The organism is Lentzea xerophila, assembly GCF_051094245.1.
Taxonomy (GTDB): Bacteria; Actinomycetota; Actinomycetes; order Mycobacteriales; family Pseudonocardiaceae; genus Lentzea; species Lentzea xerophila.
This window is the reverse complement of sequence record NZ_CP194934.1, coordinates 5,684,295-5,705,781: the sequence shown is the minus strand read 5'-3', so window position 1 is coordinate 5,705,781 and position 21,487 is coordinate 5,684,295. Positions and strand designations below refer to the sequence as shown.

Sequence of the window (21,487 nt, the reverse complement as noted above, 5' to 3'; positions counted from 1 at the left end):
TGGAGAACGCACATGCCTTACGCACTGGGCATCGACGTGGGCGGCACGTTCACCGACGCCGTCGCGTCCGACGGAGCCGGGCGGATCGTCTCGGCCAAGACGCCGACGACGCCGCCGAACCGCGAAGCCGGTGTCATGAAAGCGATCGAGGACCTCGCCGCCGAGCTCGGCATCGGCGTCGGCGAACTGCTCTCGCGGACCGACTACATCGCCCACGGCACGACCGCGTCGATCAACGCCCTCGTCCAGGGCGAGGTGGCCGACGTCGGGCTCATCGCCACCAAGGGCCACCGGGACGCGATCTACATCATGAACGCCGAGGGCCGCACCCTCGGCCGGTCGGCCCACGAGATCCAGGACACGCTGCGGCAGCGCAAGCCGGCGCCGCTGATCCCGAAGTACCGGGCGCTCGAGGTGACCGAGCGGATCGACTACAGCGGCAAGGTCCTCGTCCCACTGGACGAGGACGAGGTCCGCCGCACCGCTCAGTCCCTGGTGGACCAGGGGGTGGAGGCGATCGCCGTGTGTCTGTTGTGGTCGTTCAAGAACCCGGCCCACGAGCAGCGCGTCCGCGAGCTGATCCACGAGATCGCGCCGGAGCTGTACGTGACGCTGTCGTCGGAGGTGAGCCCGCGCATCCGCGAGTTCTCGCGCACCTCCACCACGATCATGAACGCCCAGGTGGGGCCGAAGCTGCGCACCTACCTCGTGCCGCTGCGGCAGCAGTTGGAGGAGGGCGGGCTCAGGGGACCGTTGCTGGTGATGCAGAGCGAGGGCGGCACGATCACCGCCGACCGCGCGCCCGAGCACGCCATCACCACGATCGGGTCCGTGCTGTCCGGTGGCGTCATCGGCGGGACGCGCCTGGCCGAGCAGCTGGGGCACCGCAACGTCATCACCACCGACGTCGGTGGCACGACGTTCCTGGCAGGGCTGATCGTCGACGGCGAACCCGTGATGGCGCCCGGTTCCATCGTGAACCAGTTCCCGATCAACGCGGCGACCATCCGCGTGCACACCATCGGCTCCGGTGGCGGCGCGCTCGCCTCGGTGGACGCGGGCGGGAACCTGCGCCTCGGCCCGCAGAGCGCCGAGGCCGTGCCCGGGCCGGCCTGTTACGGCAACGGCGGCACGAGGCCCACCAACACCGACGCCAACCTGGTGCTCGGCATCCTCAGCGAACGCGGGCTGCTGGGCGGACGCAAGCCGTTGCGGATGGACCTGGCCCGCGAGGCGATCCGCTTGCACGTGGCCGAACCGCTCAGGCTCACCGTCGAGGAAGCCGCCATCGCCATCCACGAGGTGCAGAACGCCCAGGCGGGTGACCTCCTGCGCCGGGCCGTCGTGCAGGCGGGCTACGACCCCCGTGACTTCGTCGCCTACGCCTTCGGTGGCGCCGGACCGGCCCACTGCGCGGGCTACTGCCAGGACCTCGGCGTGCGGGAGGTCGTCGTCCCGCTCGGTCCCGTCGCGTCCGCCTTCTCCGCCTACGGGCTCGCCGCCTCGGACGTCGCGCTGAGCGCGGAGCTGTCCGACCCGTCGTCGTTCCCCGTCGGCCACGCGGTCCTGGAGTCGCACTACGACAGGCTCGAAGCCGACCTGCGGCGCGCGCTCGACCGGCAGAAGGTCAAGTTCCACGACGTGAAGCTCTACCGCGAGGTCGACCTGCGGTACTCGATGCAGGTCACCGAACTCGCGACGGCCGTTCCGGACACGAAGTTCACCGAGCACACCGGTGACGAGATCCTCGAACGCTTCGAGCAGCAGTACGAGCGGATCAACGGCAGCGGCGCCGGCTACCGCGAGGCCGGCGTGCAGGCGATCACCTACCGCGTGCGGGCCAAGGCGGGCCTCGGTTTCCCCGTCGCGCTGCCGGAAGTCGCGCAGGCCGAAAGCGCCGATCCCGTGGTGGCACTCGCGGGGGAGCGGTCCGTCTGCCTCGACTCGCGGCTCGGCTTCGTCACGACGCCCGTCTACGACTACGCCCGGCTGCGCGCGGGCCACGTGCTGCAAGGACCGGCGATCGTCGAGGTGCCGACCACCGTCGTCGTGGTCCCCGCCGGCGTCACCGGCCGCGTCGACCACCTCGGCAACCTCGTGCTGCGCTACCAGGGAGGACAGCCCTCATGACATCCAGGATCCCCGGCGCGGACGAGTTCACCAGCCGCCCCCTGCCGCGCGAGGAACTGCTGCGGCAGATCTCGCCTTCCCTTGCGTTGCACCAGATCGACGACCAGACCCAGGTCGACGCGCTGACCTACGAGGTCGTCCGGCACCGGCTCTGGGCGATCACCCAGGAGATGGGGGAGACGCTGCGGCGGATGTCGGGCTCGCACGTCGTCACCGAGTCCAACGACTTCAACTTCTCCATCTGCGACGAGCTCGGCGAACAGGTCCAGGTCGGCACCTACAACATCGGCCTCATCGGGTCGATGGACCTCGCCATCACCTGGACGTTGCGCAACCGCGCCGACAACCCCGGCATCGCCGAGGGCGACATGTTCCTGTGCAACGACCCGTGGATCGGCGGCGGGCTGCACCAGAACGATGCCGCGATCCTGGCGCCGATCTTCCACGACGGCCAGCTGTTCGGCTGGACCACGGCGATCGCCCACCAGGTCGACCTCGGCGGGCCACGTCCCGGCTCGTTCAGCCCCTCGGCGCAGGACGTCTTCGGTGAAGCCGTCCCCACGCCGCCGATGAAGGTCGTGCGCGGCGGTGTGCTGCAACGCGACATCGCCGACGCCTGGGTGCGCCGGTCGCGCCTGCCGCACCTGGTGGGGCTCGACCTGCGGGCCAAGATCGCCGCGAACAAGAACGCGGGCGAGCAGATCCTGAGGCTCATCACCAAGTACGGCGCCGCCACCGTCAAACTCGTGATGCGCCGGATGATGGACGACGCCGAACACCGGCTGCGGGCCAAGCTCGCGAACCTGCCGGACGGCACCTGGACCGCGGTCGGCTACCAGGAGCAGTCCGGAACCGGTGACCGTGACCTGCACGCGATCAAGGTCGCGATGACCAAGCAGGACGACCGGCTCGTCTTCGACTTCCGCGGCACCGCCGGCCAGACCGGCATCATCAACTGCCCCTACCCCGGACTGCGGGCCGGGATCGTCTTCACCATGCTGCCGTTGCTGGCCGGGGACATCCCGTGGGCGGCCGGCGGGTTGATGCGCTGCTTCGAGATCATCACCGACGAGGACACCATCACCAACGCGTCCTTCCCCGCCGCGGTCGGCAAGGGACCGTTCGGCCCGGCCTGGGGAGCGGGCAACCTGGTCGCCGAGGTGCTCGCCAGGATGCTCGACGCCGAACCCGAGCACCGCGCCGACGTCCAGTCGATCTGCAACGGCACCACCGACCTCTGCGTCGTGTCCGGAGTGGACGTCCGCGGCGGAGGCAGCAAACGGTTCGTTTCGCCCATCTTCGACGTCATGGCCGGTGGCTACGGCGCCCAGGTGCACCACGACGGCGTCGACACCGGCGGCCGGTTGATCATCCCGTCCGCGCGGGCACCCGACGTCGAGATGACCGAGTACCTCTACCCCCTCATCGCCCTGTGGCGCCGCGAGCAGATCGACTCCGGCGGTCCCGGCAGGCAACGCGGCGGGATGAGCGGCTCGGTCTGCTACGTGCAGCATCCCGACCAAAGTGGACGGATGTCGCTGGTGGTCTCCGGCAACGGCAAGGTGGCGAACCAGAACGTCGGCCTGGCCGGCGGCTATCCCGGCAACTCCCAGCTCGACCTGGTCGTCCGCGGCATCGACGGTCCGCAGCTCGCGCGGGCGGCATCGATCCCCGGCGGCCTCGACGAACTCGGCGGTCAGGTCGAGGTGCTGCCCTGCGAGGGCGAGTCGGACCTCGGTCCCGGCGATGCTCTCTACCTGCACTGGCAGGCGGGCGGCGGGTACGGCGACCCACTGCTGCGCCCGGCGGACAGCGTCGCCGAGGACGTACAGCAGGCGCGCGTGTCGGCTGAGGCCGCGCGAGACGTGTACGGAGTCGTCCTGCTGGATGACGGCGTGGTGGACCTGTTCGCCACCGAGGCTGCCCGCGAGTCGCTCCGGCATCGGCGGGCGACTGAAGCGGGCCTGCCCGGCATCCCGCACGGACCGGTCGGCGCTGCCGATCTGACCGACGTCCGCAGACTCGACGACAACCTCGCCGTCCTGGAGTCGCCGGACGGCAAAACGGTGGTGTGCCTCCACTGCGGCACGAAGATCGGCCCGTTGGACGGTGGCGCTTTCGTCTCCGCGCTTGCTCGTCGCGAGACGGTACCGGCCGAAGCGGGACCGCACATCTGGCACGACCCGTCGCAGTATGTCGACGTCGAGGTCGTCTTCCGGCAGTTGCTGTGCCCCGGTTGCCTGACCGCGGTCAACTCACGGGTCGTCCCGGTCGGCCATCCGCTCCCGGACGACGAGTACCGCGCCTGGAAGTGAGATTCGTCCGCACAGCGCGAAAGCAGGTGACTGGATTCGTTCATCGGTCCGGTCACCTGCCCCCCAGGAAGCTCGCTTCCCTGCCTGGCGGTGAGCACCGGCGCCCAGTTCGTCGGTGAACTGGAGCAGCTGCCAGCCGAGCCGGCTCTTGCGTTGTCCTCGTCGGCTACCGCGGTTCGCGGGCAGGCCGGCGGAAAGCGCCCATCATCTCGAGGAGACACGTGAATCCGCACCACGACGCGCTGTTCATCGGCGGAGAATGGGTGGCGCCCCAGTCTGCGGGGAGGATCACCGTCATCGGTTCGAGCACCGAGGAGGTCCTCGGCAGCGTTCCGGACGGCGGCAAGCACGACGTGGACGCCGCAGTGGCCGCCGCTCGGGCCGCGTTCGACGATCCTGGTGGCTGGGCGACGTGGGAACCCGCGCGCCGGGCCGACGCGCTCTATCGTCTCGCCGAGGCGCTGGAGAAGCGCGCGGACGACATCACACGTGCGGTCAGTGCCCAGAACGGCATGATGATCTCGCTCGCCGAGCAGATCGAAGGCGGCCTTCCGGCGATCTTGCTGCGGTACTACGCCGACCTGATCCGTCGGGACTCGGGTGAAGAGATTCGCCCGGGCATGTTCGGCGGCTTCACCCACCTCCGCCGGGAACCTGTCGGGGTGGTGGCCGCGATCGTGCCATGGAACGCCCCGCAGCTCCTCTCGGCCACGAAGTACGCGCCCGGCCTCGCTGCCGGCTGCACGTTCGTGCTGAAGCCCTCGCCGGAGACCGTGCTCGACTCCGTCCTCTTCGCGGAAGCGGTCGAGGAGGCAGGGCTGCCGCCGGGTGTCGTCAACGTGGTGCCCGCCGGCCGTGAGGTCGGCGCGTACCTCGTGGCCCATCCCGATGTGGACAAGGTCTCGTTCACCGGTTCCACGGCGGCGGGCCGGCAGATCGCCGCCACCTGCGGCACGTTGCTGAGGCCGGTGACACTGGAACTCGGAGGCAAGTCGGCCGCCATCATCCTCGACGACGCCGACCTCGGCACGGCGATCGCAGAGCCGTTCTTCCACGCGACCATGCTGGCCAACGGCCAGGCTTGCTTCGCCAGCACTCGCGTGCTGGCTCCTCGTCGCCGTTACGACGAGGTCGTCGACGCCGTGTCCACTTTGGTGAGTGGTCTGACCGTCGGCGACCCGTTGGATCCCAAGACACAGATCGGCCCGCTGGCGACCGCGCGTCAGCGCGCACGGGTCGAGGGCTACATCGCGAAAGGCAAGGCCGACGGCGCCAGGCTCGTGGTGGGCGGTGCACGACCTGAGGGGCTGGACAAAGGCTTTCTCGTCGCGCCGACGGTGTTCGCCGATGTCGACAACGCCGATGTGATCGCCCGTGAAGAGGTCTTCGGCCCGGTGCTGTCCATCGTCGCCTATTCGGACGTGGAGGACGCGGTCCGGATCGCGAACGACTCGGAGTACGGCCTCGGTGGATCTGTGTGGACCGACGACGAGGAGCGGGGTATGGCGGTCGCGCGGCGGATCCGCACGGGGACCATCGGGCTGAACCACTACACGGTCGACCCGGCGGCACCCTTCGGCGGGGTCAAGGCGAGTGGGACGGGCAGGGAGTTCGGGCCGGGGGCGCTGCTCAACTTCCAACAGCTGAAATCGATCTACCGCTGATCACGGGGACCGATCGACCGGCGGTTCGGGTGGAGGCGTTTCCCCCGAGCCGCCGTGTCCCGCCAGGTGCGTCGGCGGGCCGCGGCTCAGTCCTCAGGCCGGTCGAGCGGCTTCCCGCGGCCAAGCTCTTCTACGCCGAGGGAATCCACACGGTCGGCATCGATCGGATCGTCGCCGAGGCCCAGGTGACCCGGGCGACCCTGTACCGGCACTTCCCCGGCAAGGAGGAACTCGTCCTCGCCTACCTCACCGAGGCCGGCCAGGCGGTGCGGGATCTGATCGACCAGGCCGCCGTGAACGGTTCTCCCGCGGCAGACACCGTGCGAGCCATCAGCAGGTCGATCGCCCAGGGCATCCAGAGCGCCGGCTTCCGCGGCTGCGCCTTCCTCAACGCCGTCGCGGAGTACCCCGATCCCCGCAATCCCGGGTGGCGAGGAGACGGGACCTCGCTTCGGACGGCCGGCCCCCGGGCTCGCTGTGCTCCATGGTGTCCAAGCTATCAGATAGAACGTTCTGTCTTGACAGCTTCCCGTGCAACGCCCATTCTGGGATGAGGTAGAACGTTCAGTCTCTCTGAAGGGCTCGCGATGGCCATCGTCGACATGACCGTCGACTCGCCGACTGGCGGAATCGCCTCGGCTCTGCGCCGGTTGTACCTGGTGCGGTCGGCTTTCGCCGTCCTCCGGGCGGGCCTGCTGTTCGTCGCGGGTGCGCGGCCCGGGCCACTCGGCACCACTCCGCTTGTCGCGTATCCGCTGTTCGACGTGGCTGCCGAGATCGCGGACCTTCGAGTCTCCCGTACCACCGACTCGGCGTTCGGGCTGCGCCTGAACATCGCGATGAGCCTGTTCGCCGCACTGGGCCTGGGCCTTGCCGGTTCCTCCGGTGTGCACGCCGTCCTGCTGGTGTGGGGTGCTTGGGCGGTCGTCGCCGGACTTGTTCAGGTGGCGGTGGCCATCGCCCGGCGTGCGCTGGGCGGCCAGCGGCCGATGATCCTCAGCGGTGTCATCTCGGTGCCGGTCGGAACGTACTTCAACGTGGGTGCCTTCGCACCCGATCCTTCACTGTCCAATGTGGCCGGTCATGCGGTCCTTGGCGGTGTTTCTTCTCTCTTTCGGCGCAACGGTTTGCGCCACGCCCCCAAGGAGCACTGAACATGGTTGCTGAGACTTACGACGTCGTTGTCATCGGCGCGGGACCGGTCGGCGAGAACGTCGCCGACCGCGCGGTCCAGGGCGGCTTGAGTGTCGCCATCGTAGAGCGTGAACTGGTCGGCGGTGAATGCTCATACTGGGCGTGCATGCCGACCAAGGCGTTGTTGCGCAGTGCTGCTGCCCTGCGAGCGGTGCGACGGCTGCCTGGTGCGCGAGAGGCGGTGACGGGTGAGCTGGACGTGCGGGCCGTGCTCGCCCGCCGCGACGCCTTCGCCTCCAACTGGAGTGATGACGGACAGGTTTCCTGGCTTGAGTCGGTGGGGGTTCCCCTTTACCGAGGGCACGGGCGGATCGCGTCCGAGCGGGTCGTCACAGTGACGACGAAGGACGGCGCCATCGTCACGTTGACGGCACGGCACGCGGTTGTCGTCGCGACGGGCAGCGGCGCGCTGGTTCCCGACATCGAGGGCCTGCGGGCCGCCGCACCGTGGACGAGCCGCGAAACCGTTGCCGCGAAGGAGGTTCCCAGTCGGCTCGCCATCATCGGTGGCGGCGTCGTGGCGTCGGAGATGGCGACCGCGTTCGCCGGCTTGGGTGCGTCCGTGGAGATGCTGGCTCGTGACGGAGTGCTGCACCTCCAGGAGCCGTTCGTCGGCGAGCTGGTCACCGAGGCCCTGGAGGAGGCGGGCGTGACGGTGCGCGCCGGAGCCGAGGCGGGCTCGGTGCGTCGCGATGAAGACGGCACGGTCCACATCACCCTCACCACCGGTGAGGTGATCGAAGCGGACGAACTGCTCGTCGCGATCGGCCGGACGCCGAACACCGAGGACATCGGCCTCGACACCGTGGGCCTGAAGCCGGGCCAGTGGCTCACGGTCGACGACACGATGCGGGTGGTGGGGCAGGACGGCGTGCTGACCGGTGACGGCTGGCTGTACGCGGTGGGTGACGTCAACCGCCGCGTTCTGCTGACCCACCACGGCAAGTACCAGGCCCGCGCGGTCGGCGACGTGATCGCGGCGCGCGCGAAGGGCGAGCCGGTCGACGACAGCAGGTGGGGCCGGCACGCGTCCACCGCCGACGAGCGCGCGGTGCCGCAGGTGGTCTTCACCGAGCCGGAGATCGGGGCGGTGGGCCTGACCGCGGCCGCCGCGGAGGCCGCCGGACTGCGAATCCGGGTCGTCGACTACGACCTGGCCGCCACCGCAGGCTCCGCGCTGCACGCTGAGGGGTACCGCGGCCACGCCCGCATGGTCGTCGACGAGGACCGCAAGGTGATCGTCGGGTTCACTCTGGCAGGCCCGGACGTCGCGGAGATGGTGCACGCCGCGACCATCGCGATCGTCGGCGAGGTGTCGCTGGACCGGTTGTGGCACGCAGTTCCGTCTTTCCCCACTGTCAGTGAGGTGTGGCTGCGGCTGCTGGAGGCGTACGGCCGCTGATCGTCGGTCCGGTGTCTCGTCCCACCGTGGGCTGCGGCGAGGCCGAGACACCGGTATCAGCACGTCCTGCCTCGCCGAGCTTGCGCAGGGCGATGTAGTCCGCGATTGCCTGCTGGCCCGCGATGTTGGCGTGCACGCCGTCACCCGTGTCGTAGGCCAGCAGGATGCCGTTGGGGCTCACCAGGGCCTCGGTCCGGTGGCTCCGATCGCTTCGCCACCTCGATGGAGCGGTCGAGCCGGCCTCGGAGACCGAACACGGGTTGGCTCTCGACATCTTCGCCGGCAACGTCATTCGCGTGCTGGAACGACGAGGTCCCGGATTCGTTCGGTGGCCGGTGACTCCAGCACGGACTGGCGTCACGGCGCGCATCGGGCGGCGCGATGCATGCCGTAACCGTGACCACTAAATTTGACGATGCGTGCCCCGGCCGTGCCCGGCACTCCCGCGCACCGACCGGTTCGGCGGGCCGATCGACCGGCGGAAGGCGGCTTCCTCCGGCGTGCCTTCGGTGAAGGGCACTCCGCTGGTGTGCACACGGCGAGGATCCGGTCGAAGGTCTCGTGTCGTCGACGTGCCAGCCCAAGGCTGTGGGTGACGCGTCGGTCGGGCAGGGCCTGGCGTCGGTCGGATGATTGTGGTGGAAAAAGAGGCACAGAGGTGTGAACCAGGTGTGCAGGGTGACGGCTGCCGGTTGCACGCGGCCATCGGTAGCGCCTTGACTCGTTGACGTACCTGATGAAATCGATCGGTGAGGAGTGTCTTCGCTGAGGCGAGCTGTGCGGGCTTCCGCCGTTCGTCTGCGAAGGCTGATGATGTTCGATGTGGAGGGTGGCTGCGCTGGTTCGGTCTGGGTGAGCTGGATGGCGGGGCGGCGGGGGAGCCCGCCGCCGACGGCAACCTCAAGCGCACCGCACCGCTCGTGCGCATCGAACCGGTCCAACCCGGACTGACCTCCCACGGCTTCCGGCACAGCCACAAGACATGGATGATCGCCGACGGCGTCCCGAAATCGCTCAAGCCTGTTTTCGGCATGAGCATCCGGTCCGGCACGATCGCTACGCCGATCTTGCCTGGGGTGTCAGGCGGTCAGGGAGGAAACGCCGCGGCGGACGCAACCCGGTCGACGTCATCGTCCGCGTTGCTGCGACGCATCCTCGCCCTGACCGCCGCGATCTGGCACAACGACCGCATCGGCCAGCCAGCTAGCCAGCCATCACTGATCGCCGACGGCCACCGACCTTGGAATCGGACGGGGACCCGACCAACGCCGCGACGCCGTCACCGGTTGTCCCACCAGGCCCACGACGGGTCCCCCGCGGAGGCCTGGGTGATGGACCAGAGGCGTTCGCGGGCCGCCGGGTCATAGGCGAACGCCGGCGCGTTGACGGATCGTCCACGTTCGTCCACGTAGATGTCGTGCACACCCCCGCCGGGCCGGTCTGGGCCTTCCGGCCGATCAGCGTCGCCTTCGGCGATCCGCAGGTAGGTGTCCGCCAGGTCCTCCGGCGAGGCTGCCAGCCGGTTCTTGGGCATGTACAGCATGCGCAACAACCACGGCATGCCGGCCAGCCGGTCGGCGTCCACCCGCACCGCTGGCACCCGGACGCACGTGACGTCCACGCTGCCCGCGGTTCTCGCCGCCAGTTCGAGGCTGAACATGATCTGTGCCAGCTTCGAGTGGTAATAGGCCTTGGTGGGGCTGTACCAGCCTGCGCCGTCCAGCTGGTCGAAGCGAATCCTGATGCGGGGCATGGTGATCAGGCCCTTGCTCGCCACGGTGACCACCTTCGGGCGGGGTGCCGCTCGGAGCAGCCCACTGAGTGCGGCCGTCAGCCGGAAGGGCCCCAGGTGGTTGGTCGCCCAGATCAGCTCGTGGCCGGCCGCGGCCCGGTGGGGCCGGCGCAGCGACTGGTCGAAGTTCGCCGCGTTGTGGATCACCACGTCGAGGTGGTCGACGTGCTGCGCCACCGAGGCCGCGACGGCGTCCAGGTCATCCAACTCGGCCATGTCCGCGAGCACCAGCCGCGCCGGTTCCCGCGCGGTCGCGTTGATGCGGGCCAGCGCGTCCTCACCCCGTCGCCGATCACGGCACAGGGCGAACACCCGGTGACCGCGCTCGGCCAACTGCCGGGCCGCGCGCAAGCCGATGCCGGAACCGGCTCCGGTGATCACGACGGCGAGCTGACGCGGCGCGGTCATGCGATGTCCGCGGCGAACACCGGCGTCATCCGGGCGGGGAAACCGAACAGCAAACGATGTTCGCCGGTGGTGAGGACTACCGAACCACCGGCGACGCCCACTGCAGCTCTCACGATGAACTCCCAGGCTGAGACGAATGATTGTCGACGGAGCTTCCCTGCGCACCGCACGCCGCTGCTCCACTGCGGCTCGCAGCGCCCCTCAGTGCCGACTGGACCTTCCCGCCAGGTCCCTTTTGCCTCGGCTTCTGGTGGCTCACAGGCTGGTACCGGTCGATGACGATGACGATATCCCGGTCGGAACCGCTCGTGCGGCCGCGAGTAGGCCTGGACACCGCTGACGGTTGCATTGAGTGAGCCGCCCCCACTGCGCGCACACCAGAGGAACGCGCCGGTATGACTGGGAAGTGGGTTGATCATTTCTGGCTGGGTCCGTTGTCGTTCTCGGAGTGGAGGCCGCGGCGGATTGCTCCGGGTGCCAGTTCGGGTCGGTGCTGGACTTTGGCTGAGGAGGCGAGCTGCCAGGGGACGCAGGTGACCATGACGCCTGGTTGGAACAGCAGCCTGCTTTTGAGCCGGAGCGCGTTTTGGTTGGGGAGCAGGTGTTCCCACCAGTGGCCGACGACGCACTCGGGGGATGAAGACGGTGACCACGTCGCGGGGGTTGTCGGTGCGTACTCGTTTCACGTAGTCGAGGACCGGTTTGGTGACTTCGCGGTAGGGCGACTCGATGACCTTGAGCGGGACGGAGAAGGGCTGTTCGTTCCAGCGGTCGACGAGTTCTCTGGTATCGCGGTCGTCGACGTTGACCGGTAGGCAGCTCACTCGCACGACCCAGGTCGTGGAACAAGTGGGACCGCCGCGACCGGCGGGCTGACCAAGATCACCATCGGTACGTACGCCTACGGCATGTGCCGGGGCAACGGCTGGGCTGCCGGTAACGTCGGGTCACGGTATGAAGAAGGAGAGACATGGGTGGTCGTGGAGATCCCGGCATGGTCATCACCGCCTGTGTCCTTCCTCTTGCCGTCATCGTGTTCAGCACGTACTCCGACCAAGAGCTGGCCCGGCATCGCGGAACGCTCACTGAACTGGCGCATGACGCCGAAGTGTCCGATGACGACGCTGAGGACTCGCTGATCGAAGGACTGCAGGGGCTGGGAGGCCTCACGATTCTCGGCGCCCTGCTCGGCGCGGTGTTCATCTGGGTGTCCAAGCGCGCGGCGTATGGCCCGATGTCCGTGTTCGCGGCGCTGAGCGCGGGAGTGATGGGATTCGGCGGCGCCCTCGCGACGATCTACGGTGCCCGGCTGACGTGGCGCAGACCGGCCCTGCGGCCACGTAGAACCGATTTCTGGCTGGCCGTCGCGCTGGGTCTGCTGATCACGGCATTTGTCCTGGCAGGTCGGCTGACCGCCTGACCGCCAACAAGCTGGTGGCCAGGGACACCTTGAAGTTCGGCCCAGCCGCCGCTCGGCGTGGTGGACGAGGCGGTCGATCATCGCGGCGGCCACGGCGTCGTCGCCGAAGATTTCGCCCCAGCGGCCAAACGGACTCCTTTTGTGAGGTTCACGCGATCCGGAGCTTTGGCGGTTCGATGCGCGCGGCAGAGCGGGACTCGGGCAACGGGGACAGCTGCGCGGCGATCGTGTCGAACTGCTGTCCAGAGCTCGGCGGGGCGTATGCGTGATCCTCAAAAGATACGCGGCCGGTTTCACGATCAAGCACAGCTGCTGCGGCTGGGGCGTTGGGAAGGCCGGGTGCGGCGATGCGCTCGGGGTTGGCCACGCGTGAGATCGCCACCGGTCAACTCATCACCATCGACGGCGCAGCCGGCACGGTTCGCGTGGTACCGGCCTGACCGTCCACCTGCGACATCCACAGTGGAGAGAACCGTGACCGATGCCGGACATGATCGATGAGATCGCCGCCGCGAACGCGACCGGCGCGCCGCAGGAGATCAGCTACACCTACGACGACGCCGGCCGTCAGCTCATCGACGTCCTGGGCGCCACCACGCTGGCCGCGACGACCTACAACGCGGCTGGGATGCTATCGCACAACTGGAGGACGAGCGACGCGAAAGACGTTGTGACAGCGGTTGCCCGCACTCGGTCCGGCGCTGCCGCCGACCGGGCTGGTCGCCGCCGGGTGATCCGGAGATTCTGTTGGTCGCCGCCCGGCACGGTTCCACGCAGGTTGGCTGGTGCCGCAGGCGGGTGGAGATCGGCACCATTGTTCGGCGCCACTGTGATGTGTGTTACAGCAGAGCTGGCAGGCGCAGGTAATGATCTCATCGCCGCCAGATGTGCGATTGGGCAGGACATGCTGCTTTTCGTTTTCGACAGTGGGCCAACCCTTGCAACCACACAGGTGTTTCGGGTCCACTGTCGGACCATGTTGAACATCGGCACCGATCCGTTGGCCACAAGCCCGCCGTCGGGCAACTCGACCCACGTTCTCGCTGCGGAGGGTGGGACCCTCGGCGCCGTCGAGAACTGGATCAACAGTGTTTTCGATCCGGTATCCGACGGACTGTCCGCGTTCGTCTTCGCCGAGATCTCCGTCTTCGGCTTGGAGTTCCCCTGGATCGTCGCCTGGTTGGTCACCGCCGCGACCATCTTCAGCGTCTACTTCGGATTCATCCAGTTCCGCGGGTTCAAGATGGCGCTGGACCTGGTGCGCGGGAAGTACAGCAAGCCGGATGATCCCGGTGAGATCTCGCACTTCCAGGCGCTCAGTTCCGCGGTGTCGGGCACGGTCGGTCTCGGCAACATCGCAGGTGTCGGCGTTGCGGTGACCATCGGTGGCGCGGGTGCCACCTTCTGGATGATCGTCGCCGGGCTGCTGGGCATGTGCACCAAGTTCGTCGAGTGCACGCTCGGTGTGCGTTACCGCGAGATGCACGAGGATGGCACCGTTTCCGGCGGGCCCATGCACTACTTGCGCAAGGGCATCGCCGAGAGGTTCGGTGGCGGCGGCAAGGCCGTCGGCAGGGTCCTCGCGGTGCTGGCGGCGGTGATGATCCTGTTCTTCGCCATCTCCGGTGGCAACATGTTCCAGGCGAACCAGGCCTTCGCCCAGCTGCGCAACGTCACCGGCGGGAACGACGGCGTTCTCGGTGGCGACGGTGCTGCTCTGATCTTCGGTGTCCTGCTCGCCGTCGTCGTCGGCGCCGTGATCTTCGGTGGCATCAAGTCCATCGGCAGGGTGACCAGCAAGCTGGTCCCCTCGATGGGCATCATCTACATCGTCGCCTGCCTGATCGTCATCGGCGTCAACATCTCCGGGGTGCCCGCCGCCTTCGGCGCCATCATCTCCGGTGCCTTCTCGCCGGAGGGCGTCGTCGGCGGCGCCGTCGGCGCGCTGATCGTCGGCTTCCAGCGAGCGGCGTTCTCCAACGAGGCGGGCCTGGGCTCCGCGCCGATCGCGCACTCGGCGGTCAAGACCAGGAACCCGGTCACCGAGGGCTACGTCGCTCTGCTCGAGCCGTTCATCGACACCGTCGTCATCTGCACGATGACCGCGTTGACGATCGTCATCGCCAATACCCAGTTCTGGACCGACGCTCAGGCCAGCGTGTTCGCGGGTGGCGACGTCCCGGACGGCGTCACCGTGACCTCGGAGTCCTTCGAGACCGTGTTGCCCTGGTTCCCCTATGTGCTCACCGTCGCGGTGGCCCTGTTCGCCCTGTCCACGCTGATCACCTGGGCTTACTACGGTCAGAAGGCGTGGACCTACCTGTTCGGCAAGTCACAGGTCAGCGAGCGCGTCTACCAATCGATCTTCTGCCTGTTCGTCGTCGCCGGGTCGGTGCTGAGCCTGGGCAGCGTGCTCAGCTTCGCCGACGCCGTGCTGTTCCTTCTCGCCCTGTTCAACATCATCGGCTTGTACCTGCTGGCCCCGGTGGTGAAGGAGGAGCTGAAGAGCTTCCGGGACAAGGTCAGTTCCGGAGAGGTTCGAAAGAACGAGAAATCGAGTTTGTGATCACGTCGGACACCCGCGGCCTCAATGGTCGGCGGGTGGTTTGTCTTTGTCCGCGGTTGGTGTGGCCGCAGGTTCTGCCGCCGTGACATCACGCCGCTGATACAGGTCAGCGCCGACTATGTTCGCGATGTGATCCACGCGTTCAACGTGCGGGGGGCGACGCGCTGGACCCAAAATGGAGCGGGGGACGTCCGAGAACGATCGGTGAACAGATCCGTGAACGGATCTGCCTGATCGCCAGGACGTCCCCCGCAGACTGGGACATCACCGCGTTCGCCACCTGGACACTCGCAAAGCTGTGTGACTATTGCTCGACCGCCGGCACGGTCACCCGCGATCAGCTGGGAAACGCTGCGCCGGATCCTGCACGCCGGTGGCGACTCGTGGTAGACCACGACCACCTGGAAGGCCTCGACCGACCCAGACTTCCTGGCCAGATGCACCGGATCCTGGATCCCTACGACCACCCGCGGTGGCCTCTGTTCAAGGGCCTGCAGGGCTTGGCCGTCTCGTGGTGGAACAACACCAGCATGACCGGCACCGTGAAGACGTACGTGACCGGCGGCCTGGGCGCTGGCGGTTCGGTCGATGCGCACTTCGACGGCACCACAGCACCAGTCGCCGGTCTCGGCGTAGGCGATCTCGAGGGCTCGGTCAGGTAGCTGATCTTCTGCCGGCCGGCGAACTCCTCGAATTCCAACGTCAGGGGGAGCCTGGCCAGCAGGTCGCGGCTCGTCTGCGGGCATCCGCCAAGCGCACGGTCGCGCCCGGTGCTCAGCGCTCGGGCGATGGCACGATGCTGGTCTCGGAGGCTGCCCAGGAGGCGAGCAGCGACAGCGCCTGCGCGGTCGGCGAGGCGGGCTCGGCGGTGTAGATCGTCATGATGAGATCCGGCTCGGCCCGCAGTTCCATGCTCTCGTACGCCAGTTCGAGGTCCCCGACGACGTGGTGGTGAAAGGTTTTCCTGCCGGTGCCATGGACGCGGACGTTGTGCGCGCCCCAGCGGCGGCGGAACTCGTCGCTGCGGGTGGACAGCTCGCCCACGAGGTCGTGCAGGCCTTTGTCGTGCGGATCGACGCCCGCGGCGGTGCGCAGATTGGCCACGAGCATGTCGGCGGCGACGTTCCAGTTCGGGTAGAACCGGCGCGCGGCCGGGTCGAGAAAGGTGAACCGGCCGAAGTTCGGCACACCGGCTGAGTCGATGTAGACGTCGCTGTACATCGCGCGGCCGAGCAGATTCGCGGCGAGCAGGTCCTGACGCAGGTTCACCACGATCGCCGGGGCGGTGACGCTGTCGAGCGACCATTGCAGGCTCGGCCGGATCGCCCGCTGCTTCGGCGTGCGAGTGGGACGCAACAGCGCGCCGCTGCCGTTGGCCTCCTGAGCCAGCCGCAGCAGATGGGCACGTTCAGCGTCGTCCAGCTGCAAGGCGCGGGCGATCGCCTCCAGCACACCGGGGGAGACCCCGGCGAGTTGACCGCGCTCGAGCTTGGCGTAGTACTCCACGCTCATCCCGGCCAGCGCGGCCACCTCGGTGCGGCGCAGCCCAGGGACGCGGCGCTGCCCCGCGGTCGGCAGGCCGGCCTGCTCGGGCGTGACCTTGGCACGCCGCGAGGTGAGGAAGTCGTGCACTTCGGCTCGGTTGTTCACGGTCTCGACGGTACGACGCATCCCGCTGAACTGGGATGTACTGCCGGTACACCTATGGCTGGTGTCTTCTTGGTGCCGCCCGCAGCGGGTTTGCTCGATCACATGCCCTCACTGACCTCCGCGCCGACATCGCCGGCCGACAGGGGCGTGCCCGGCCTGGTGCGTCGCCAGGCTCGGCTCACCGCCGGCCTGGTCGCCACCGTGATCTTCCTGACCGCGATCGCGCCGCTGGCCACCGACATGTACGTACCGGCGTTCCCCCGCGTCGCGGGTGACCTGTCGGCGACGGCGACGCAGGTCCAGCTGACTCTGACCACCTTCTTCGTCGGCATGGCCCTCGGACAGCTCATCGGCGGTCCGGTGTCCGACCAGCACGGCCGGCGGCGGCTGCTGATCGCCTCGATCGTCGTCATGACGGTCGCCTCGGTCGTGTGCGCTCTCACCCCATCCATCGCGGTCATGATAGAACGTCAAGCGGACCTCGGTGCGGTTCAAGAACCGCTACGGCATCCAAGGTCGCCGGCGACCTCTACGTGCCGAAGAACGCCAAGGGCGCGCTGCCGGCCCTCGTGGTCAGCGGACCGTTCGGCGCGGTCAAGGAACAGTCCTCCGGGCTCTACGCCAACGAGCTCGCCCGGCGCGGCTACGTCACCCTCGCCTTCGACCCGTCCTTCACCGGCGAGAGCGGCGGCAGCGTGCGCGACGTGGCCTCACCGGACATCTACACCGAGGACTACAGCGCCGCCGTCGACTTCCTCGGCCTGCGGAAGATCGCCGACCGCGAGCGGATCGGTGCGATGGCCGTTTGCGGCCTGAGCGGCATGGCGCTCACCGCCGCGGCCGCGGACAGCCGCATCAAGGCGGTCGCCACGGCCTCGATGTACGACATGTCGCGCAGCATGTCCCGCGGCCACCAGGACTACTACACCCGCGAGCAACGCCAGAAGGTCGTCGACCACCTCAGCCGGCAACGCTGGATCGACGCCGAGAACGGCACCTACGCGCGGCTCTCCCACGAGGTCCCCTTCGACCAGAACGGCAACGTCGCCCCGACCAACCGCGTTCTGCCCAAGACCCTCCCACCGGACGCCGACCCGATCACGAGGATCTTCTTCGACTACTACCGCACCGACCGCGGCTTCCAGCCGCGCTCGATCAACTCCACCACCGCGTGGACCGCGACCACGCCGATGTCGTTCTTCGCCTTCCCGCTGATGACCAACATCGACATGCTGGCTCCCCGCAAAGCCCTCCTGGTGGCCGGTGCCGACGCGCACTCCCGCTACTACTCCGAGGATGTCCGGGCGATGGCCCCCGGCACCGTCGACCTCCTGATCGTCCCCGGCGCGGACCACGTCGACCTGTACGACCGCAAGCACCTCATCCCCTTCGACAGGCTCGACGAGTTCTTCACCACCAACCTCGCCTGACCGCAAGTGCCCCGGCAGCGGAAGCGGCCCTCGGGGAACGGTCGGGACGGTCACCCCGCGCGGCTCCCTGACGCCACCGCAGGCACGGATTGCCCACCGCGCGCACAAACCCGATCAACCAGCTCAAGGGACCCGACACCGGCAGTGGCTTCACGGATATCTTCTGCAGCTCTCTTTCGCAATCCAGTCATGCGCTACCGAGTTCGCGCTTAACCCGGATCTTCGTGAGCCGCATGCGGAGCGTTCGTTGAAATGGCCCACCGGTGCGCGAGGCGCTGACATGCCTGGACGAGCTCGGGTGGATGGAGGTCGGTGAGGTCGGTGTCGAAGGTGGCGAGGATGCCGGCGATGCCGGCCCAGGACCAGGCGCCGAGGGTCAGCCGGCAGTGGTCGGAGTCGAGGTGTTCGACGACGGAGCCGCCCGGTGCGAAGCGGGCCACGACGTGCGCGGGCAGGTTGAGCTGGGCGGTGCCGATGCATTCCCAGGTCGCAGGGGTGTCGCCGCGGTCGTGGCTGCTCATGACGAAACGGGCGAGGTCGTCCTGGGGCAGCGCGCAAGAGTAGAAGTGCTGCGTGGTCGGGCGTAGGTGCAGTCGATCGACGCGTCGCACTCGCCACTGACGGTCGGCGAGATCGTAGGCGACCACGTACCACCGTCCTGCCCAGACGACCAGATGGTGGGGCTCGATGCGGCGGGCGGGTTCGAAGTCGTCGTCGGCTGGGGTGGGGCGTGTGCCGTCATGGCGCAGTGACTCGGTAACGAGGACGCGGCGGTGGCGTATCGCGGTCCCGACGGAGGTGAGCGCGGACGGGTCGATGGGTGGCGCGGGGAATTCCCAGTAGTTCTGCAGCCGGGTCAGGCGCAGGGACTCCATGGAGGCGCGCAGCGTGTCGGGCATGACCTGGAGCAGCGTGGCCAGTGCCCGAGCCGTGTCGTCTTCGAGGCCGAACACCGTGCTGGGCGCGGTCTGCAGCGCCACCGCGACCGCGAGGGCCTGGTCGTGGTCGAACAGCAGCGGAGGGAGGGTGTGCCCGGTGCCGAGGCGGTAGCCGCCGTCGGGTCCGTGGATGGTGGTGATCGGGTAGCCGAGCTCGCGCAAGGTGTCGACGTCGCGGCGGATGGTGCGCTCGCTGACGTCGAGCCGGGTGGCGAGCTCGCGCAACGGCCATTGCCGGCGCGCTCCGAGCGTGGACAGCAGCCGCAACGCCCGATGTGTTGTGCTCGCCATCGTTCCATGATCACAGGTAGTGGACACTCCGTGTCCACTACCTGTGTCACGGTCGCGCTCATGCAGGCAAGTAGTAGCGGCAGAGGACGAACGAACATGCGCGTTGTCGTGGTCGGGGGCGGGATCGGTGGCCTTGCACTGGGGGCGGGACTGCGCCGGCGGGGGTTCGAGGTGGCGGTGTTCGACCGCGATACCGACGTGGCCGCGACAGGCGGCTATCACATCACCCTCGACGAGCGGGCGTTGTCGGCATTGGAGGGCTTGGTGGAGCCGGCGGTCATGCGGCGGCTGCTGGCGTCCGGTTCGGCGCTGCGGTTGCGCGAGCGTGACGTCTTCTGGGACCGCCGCGGCCGGCTGCTCGGGTACGGGCCGGATCTCAGCGGCAGCACGAGTGTCGATGTCGATCGCATCACCCTGCGCACGCTGCTGGCCGAAGCCGTCGGCGACGGCCTGCACCTGGGGCGGACTGTGTCCGGTGCCGGCCATGACGACAGCGGCGCACCGCGCGTGCTGTTCACCGACGGCACTGCCGTCCCCGCGGATCTCGTGGTGGGCGCGGACGGCACGCACTCGGTGATCGCCCGTCACCTGGCGGGAGGCCCGACCAACAGTCCCGCGGGCATCATCGGATTCTCCGGCCGTACCTGCCTCACCGACCTGAGCCCCGTGGAGCAGCGGCGACTCGGGCCACGATCAGGGTTCGCGATCGGTCCGCGGGGCACGGCGCTCTACGTCGGCTTCCTCGACCCCGTCGGCAACGCCGCTCTCGACGCTCCCGACCTACGGATGTCCGTGACGACCGGACCTACCTATATCTGGGGCGCCATGTTCACCGAATCCGCCGCGACCGAATCCCTGCGGGAGTTGCGCGACGGACAGTTGCAGGCCGCGCTGCTGGGGCTGTTCCGCCGGCGAGGCTGGGCTGAGCACACACTCGAGGTCATCGCCCGCGCCGACTCGTACAGCGTGGGCGCGTTCCGATTCAACGCCGCCTCAACGCGCGCCACCGACCTTGCGCCATGGACCGCGGGCCGTATCACCGCACTCGGTGACGCCGTCCATGCGACACCACCCACTGCCGGGATGGGCGCCGGCGCGGCCATCCGCGACGCCGCCAGCCTGCTCGAACAGCTCGACGTCACCGCCGACGGCACCACGACGCTCACCGAGGCAGTGAACCGGTTCGAGGCCGGCATGCGCCAACGTGGCAGCGAGGTCCTCACCCTCGCGATGAAGACCGTCCGCTGGATCCTGACCACCGACACCGCGCTCGGCGCCGCAGCCACCACCGTGGCCACGCCGATCCTGGCCGCAGCCGCCCGGCTGCGCCGCTGACAAGTGACCTCGGGATTTCGGCAGCACGTGAGCACATGCTCTAGCGATGCTCACGTGCGCTCGGAGTTGCTCAAATCGGCGCGGAAATACACCCACCGTGGAGGTTCCGCGCGAGATGATCAAAAGGGTCTGCTGCGCCGATAGGTGACAGTTGCAGTCACGCAGCTCGGCTGGCTGGCGTGGTCATGATTGCTTCATATTCGATGGGGGCAACCGGCCGAGCGCAGCCTGGCGTCTGCGGCGGTGGTAGGTGCGCTCGATCTAGGTGACGATCGCGGTCCGGAATTCGTCTCGGGTGGACCAGACACGTCGGTTGAGTACGTTGTTCTGCAGCAGCGCGAAGAAGCTTTCCATCGTGGCGTTGTCTCCTGCGGCACCGACCCGGCCCATGGAACCGGTCAGGCCGTGGCGCGCGAGCGCACGGACGAATTTCCTTGATCGGAACTGCGATCCGCGGTCGGTGTGCACCACGCAGCCGGCGATTTCATCCCGGCGGGCGAGGGCGTTGGTGAGCGCGGCGACGGCGAGGCGGGACTTCATCCGGGACTCGATGGAGTAGCCGACGATCCGGTTGGAGCAGGCGTCCTTGACCGCGCACAGATACAGCTTTCCTTCTGCGGTGCGGTGCGGTGTTCGGTGACGTCGGCCAGCCACAGCCGGTTCGGTGCCGTGGCGGTGAAGTCACGCCGGACCAGGTCGTCGTGGACAGGCGGACCGCTCTTCTTCCCGCTGCGGCCGCGTTTCTTGCCGAACGCGCTCCACCAGCCCATCGAGGAGCAGATCCGCCACGCGGTCCGATCCGCCATCGGCAGGCCGGCGTCGCGGGCTTCGTCGGCCAGGAACCGGTAGCCGAACTCCGTACGCGATCTCCCTACTGCTGGACGACCTGGCCTTCGTCCTTCGACCCGATTCCGCCTGCGGCTGTTCCGGTGACAAGGCTGCAGCATGACGA

General features: G+C 68.4%; 15 protein-coding genes and 3 pseudogenes. 12 read left to right on the top strand and 6 right to left on the bottom strand.

The window, feature by feature from the left end; all coding sequences use genetic code 11:
* Nucleotides 1-12: 12 nt before the first annotated feature.
* The 6 genes from ACRSBM_RS27175 to ACRSBM_RS27150 all read left to right on the top strand — a co-directional run bounded on the left by ACRSBM_RS27175 (nt 13) and on the right by ACRSBM_RS27150 (nt 8,705).
* Nucleotides 13-2,130 carry a hydantoinase/oxoprolinase family protein gene (locus ACRSBM_RS27175; RefSeq protein ID WP_434447346.1) on the top strand — a complete coding sequence of 706 codons (2,118 nt, stop codon included), beginning with the start codon at nt 13-15 and terminating at the stop codon, nt 2,128-2,130.
* A complete protein-coding gene (locus ACRSBM_RS27170) occupies nt 2,127-4,445 on the top strand; it encodes a hydantoinase B/oxoprolinase family protein (RefSeq protein ID WP_434447344.1) in 2,319 nt (772 codons plus the stop codon). The genes ACRSBM_RS27175 and ACRSBM_RS27170 overlap by 4 nt, the downstream gene beginning before the upstream one ends.
* Before the next feature lie 221 nt (nt 4,446-4,666).
* On the top strand, nt 4,667-6,109 hold the full coding sequence (locus ACRSBM_RS27165) for an aldehyde dehydrogenase (RefSeq protein ID WP_434447342.1): 1,443 nt from the start codon (nt 4,667-4,669) through the stop codon (nt 6,107-6,109).
* Nucleotides 6,110-6,138: 29 nt separating this feature from the next.
* Complete coding sequence (locus tag ACRSBM_RS27160; protein WP_434447340.1) at nt 6,139-6,663, top strand: TetR/AcrR family transcriptional regulator; 525 nt, start codon at nt 6,139-6,141, stop codon at nt 6,661-6,663.
* Between the two features lie 33 nt (nt 6,664-6,696).
* The gene (locus ACRSBM_RS27155; protein ID WP_434447338.1) at nt 6,697-7,263 is read left to right on the top strand and encodes a hypothetical protein; all 567 of its coding nucleotides are present in this window, start codon (nt 6,697-6,699) and stop codon (nt 7,261-7,263) included.
* A 2-nt stretch (nt 7,264-7,265) separates the two neighbouring features.
* A complete protein-coding gene (locus ACRSBM_RS27150) occupies nt 7,266-8,705 on the top strand; it encodes a dihydrolipoyl dehydrogenase family protein (protein WP_434447336.1) in 1,440 nt (479 codons plus the stop codon).
* Here ACRSBM_RS27150 and ACRSBM_RS27145 read toward each other — a convergent pair.
* Both ACRSBM_RS27145 and ACRSBM_RS27140 read right to left on the bottom strand, forming a co-directional pair.
* On the bottom strand, nt 8,662-8,886 hold the full coding sequence (locus ACRSBM_RS27145; protein WP_434447334.1) for a hypothetical protein: 225 nt from the start codon (nt 8,884-8,886) through the stop codon (nt 8,662-8,664). The genes ACRSBM_RS27150 and ACRSBM_RS27145 overlap by 44 nt on opposite strands.
* A 1,098-nt stretch (nt 8,887-9,984) precedes the next feature.
* Nucleotides 9,985-10,905, bottom strand: coding sequence for an SDR family NAD(P)-dependent oxidoreductase (locus ACRSBM_RS27140; protein WP_434447332.1), 921 nt, complete (start codon nt 10,903-10,905; stop codon nt 9,985-9,987).
* A gap of 994 nt (nt 10,906-11,899) precedes the next feature.
* Here ACRSBM_RS27140 and ACRSBM_RS27135 point away from each other — a divergent pair.
* Nucleotides 11,900-12,325, top strand: coding sequence for a hypothetical protein (locus ACRSBM_RS27135; RefSeq protein WP_434453528.1), 426 nt, complete (start codon nt 11,900-11,902; stop codon nt 12,323-12,325).
* A 51-nt stretch (nt 12,326-12,376) separates the two neighbouring features.
* On the opposite strand, the pseudogene ACRSBM_RS27130 reads toward ACRSBM_RS27135, so the two are convergent.
* Nucleotides 12,377-12,460, bottom strand: a pseudogene (locus tag ACRSBM_RS27130) (ATP-binding protein); the annotation flags it as partial.
* Nucleotides 12,461-13,301: 841 nt separating this feature from the next.
* Between ACRSBM_RS27130 and ACRSBM_RS27125 the strand changes: the two are divergent.
* Complete coding sequence (locus tag ACRSBM_RS27125) at nt 13,302-14,891, top strand: alanine/glycine:cation symporter family protein (RefSeq protein ID WP_434447330.1); 1,590 nt, start codon at nt 13,302-13,304, stop codon at nt 14,889-14,891.
* 437 nt (nt 14,892-15,328) lie between these two features.
* Nucleotides 15,329-15,553: a hypothetical protein gene (locus ACRSBM_RS27120; protein WP_434453526.1), complete on the top strand. Its 225-nt coding sequence runs from the start codon at nt 15,329-15,331 to the stop codon at nt 15,551-15,553.
* Nucleotides 15,554-15,665: 112 nt separating this feature from the next.
* On the opposite strand, the gene ACRSBM_RS27115 is transcribed toward ACRSBM_RS27120, so the two are convergent.
* Entirely contained in the window at nt 15,666-16,541 is an 876-nt protein-coding gene (locus tag ACRSBM_RS27115; RefSeq protein WP_434447328.1) for a helix-turn-helix transcriptional regulator, read from the bottom strand.
* Between the two features lie 54 nt (nt 16,542-16,595).
* Here ACRSBM_RS27115 and ACRSBM_RS27110 point away from each other — a divergent pair.
* A pseudogene (locus tag ACRSBM_RS27110) lies at nt 16,596-16,937 on the top strand (MFS transporter); the annotation flags it as partial.
* Between the two features lie 35 nt (nt 16,938-16,972).
* A complete protein-coding gene (locus ACRSBM_RS27105; protein ID WP_434447326.1) occupies nt 16,973-17,971 on the top strand; it encodes an alpha/beta hydrolase in 999 nt (332 codons plus the stop codon).
* A 209-nt stretch (nt 17,972-18,180) separates the two neighbouring features.
* Here the strand turns inward: ACRSBM_RS27105 and ACRSBM_RS27100 are convergent, their stop codons facing one another.
* Nucleotides 18,181-19,200, bottom strand: a complete 1,020-nt coding sequence (locus ACRSBM_RS27100; RefSeq protein ID WP_434447324.1) for a helix-turn-helix transcriptional regulator — start codon at nt 19,198-19,200, stop codon at nt 18,181-18,183.
* Here ACRSBM_RS27100 and ACRSBM_RS27095 point away from each other — a divergent pair.
* Nucleotides 19,183-20,535, top strand: coding sequence for an FAD-dependent oxidoreductase (locus ACRSBM_RS27095; RefSeq protein WP_434447322.1), 1,353 nt, complete (start codon nt 19,183-19,185; stop codon nt 20,533-20,535). The genes ACRSBM_RS27100 and ACRSBM_RS27095 overlap by 18 nt on opposite strands.
* A gap of 157 nt (nt 20,536-20,692) precedes the next feature.
* On the opposite strand, the pseudogene ACRSBM_RS27090 reads toward ACRSBM_RS27095, so the two are convergent.
* Nucleotides 20,693-21,389 (bottom strand): annotated as a pseudogene (locus ACRSBM_RS27090) (IS3 family transposase); the annotation flags it as partial.
* Nucleotides 21,390-21,487: the final 98 nt, after the last annotated feature.

What these genes read in the sequence shown, in the direction of transcription:
- ACRSBM_RS27175 (WP_434447346.1), top strand. Translation starts at nt 13, where the DNA reads ATGCCTTACGCACTGGGCATCGACGTGGGCGGCACGTTCACCGACGCC.
- ACRSBM_RS27170 (WP_434447344.1), top strand. Translation starts at nt 2,127, where the DNA reads ATGACATCCAGGATCCCCGGCGCGGACGAGTTCACCAGCCGCCCCCTG.
- ACRSBM_RS27155 (WP_434447338.1), top strand. Translation starts at nt 6,697, where the DNA reads ATGGCCATCGTCGACATGACCGTCGACTCGCCGACTGGCGGAATCGCC.
- ACRSBM_RS27150 (WP_434447336.1), top strand. Translation starts at nt 7,266, where the DNA reads ATGGTTGCTGAGACTTACGACGTCGTTGTCATCGGCGCGGGACCGGTC.
- ACRSBM_RS27140 (WP_434447332.1), bottom strand. Translation starts at nt 10,905, where the DNA reads ATGACCGCGCCGCGTCAGCTCGCCGTCGTGATCACCGGAGCCGGTTCC.
- ACRSBM_RS27135 (WP_434453528.1), top strand. Translation starts at nt 11,900, where the DNA reads ATGGTCATCACCGCCTGTGTCCTTCCTCTTGCCGTCATCGTGTTCAGC.
- ACRSBM_RS27125 (WP_434447330.1), top strand. Translation starts at nt 13,302, where the DNA reads ATGTTGAACATCGGCACCGATCCGTTGGCCACAAGCCCGCCGTCGGGC.
- ACRSBM_RS27120 (WP_434453526.1), top strand. Translation starts at nt 15,329, where the DNA reads ATGCACCGGATCCTGGATCCCTACGACCACCCGCGGTGGCCTCTGTTC.
- ACRSBM_RS27095 (WP_434447322.1), top strand. Translation starts at nt 19,183, where the DNA reads ATGTGTTGTGCTCGCCATCGTTCCATGATCACAGGTAGTGGACACTCC.
- ACRSBM_RS27100 (WP_434447324.1), bottom strand. Translation starts at nt 19,200, where the DNA reads ATGGCGAGCACAACACATCGGGCGTTGCGGCTGCTGTCCACGCTCGGA.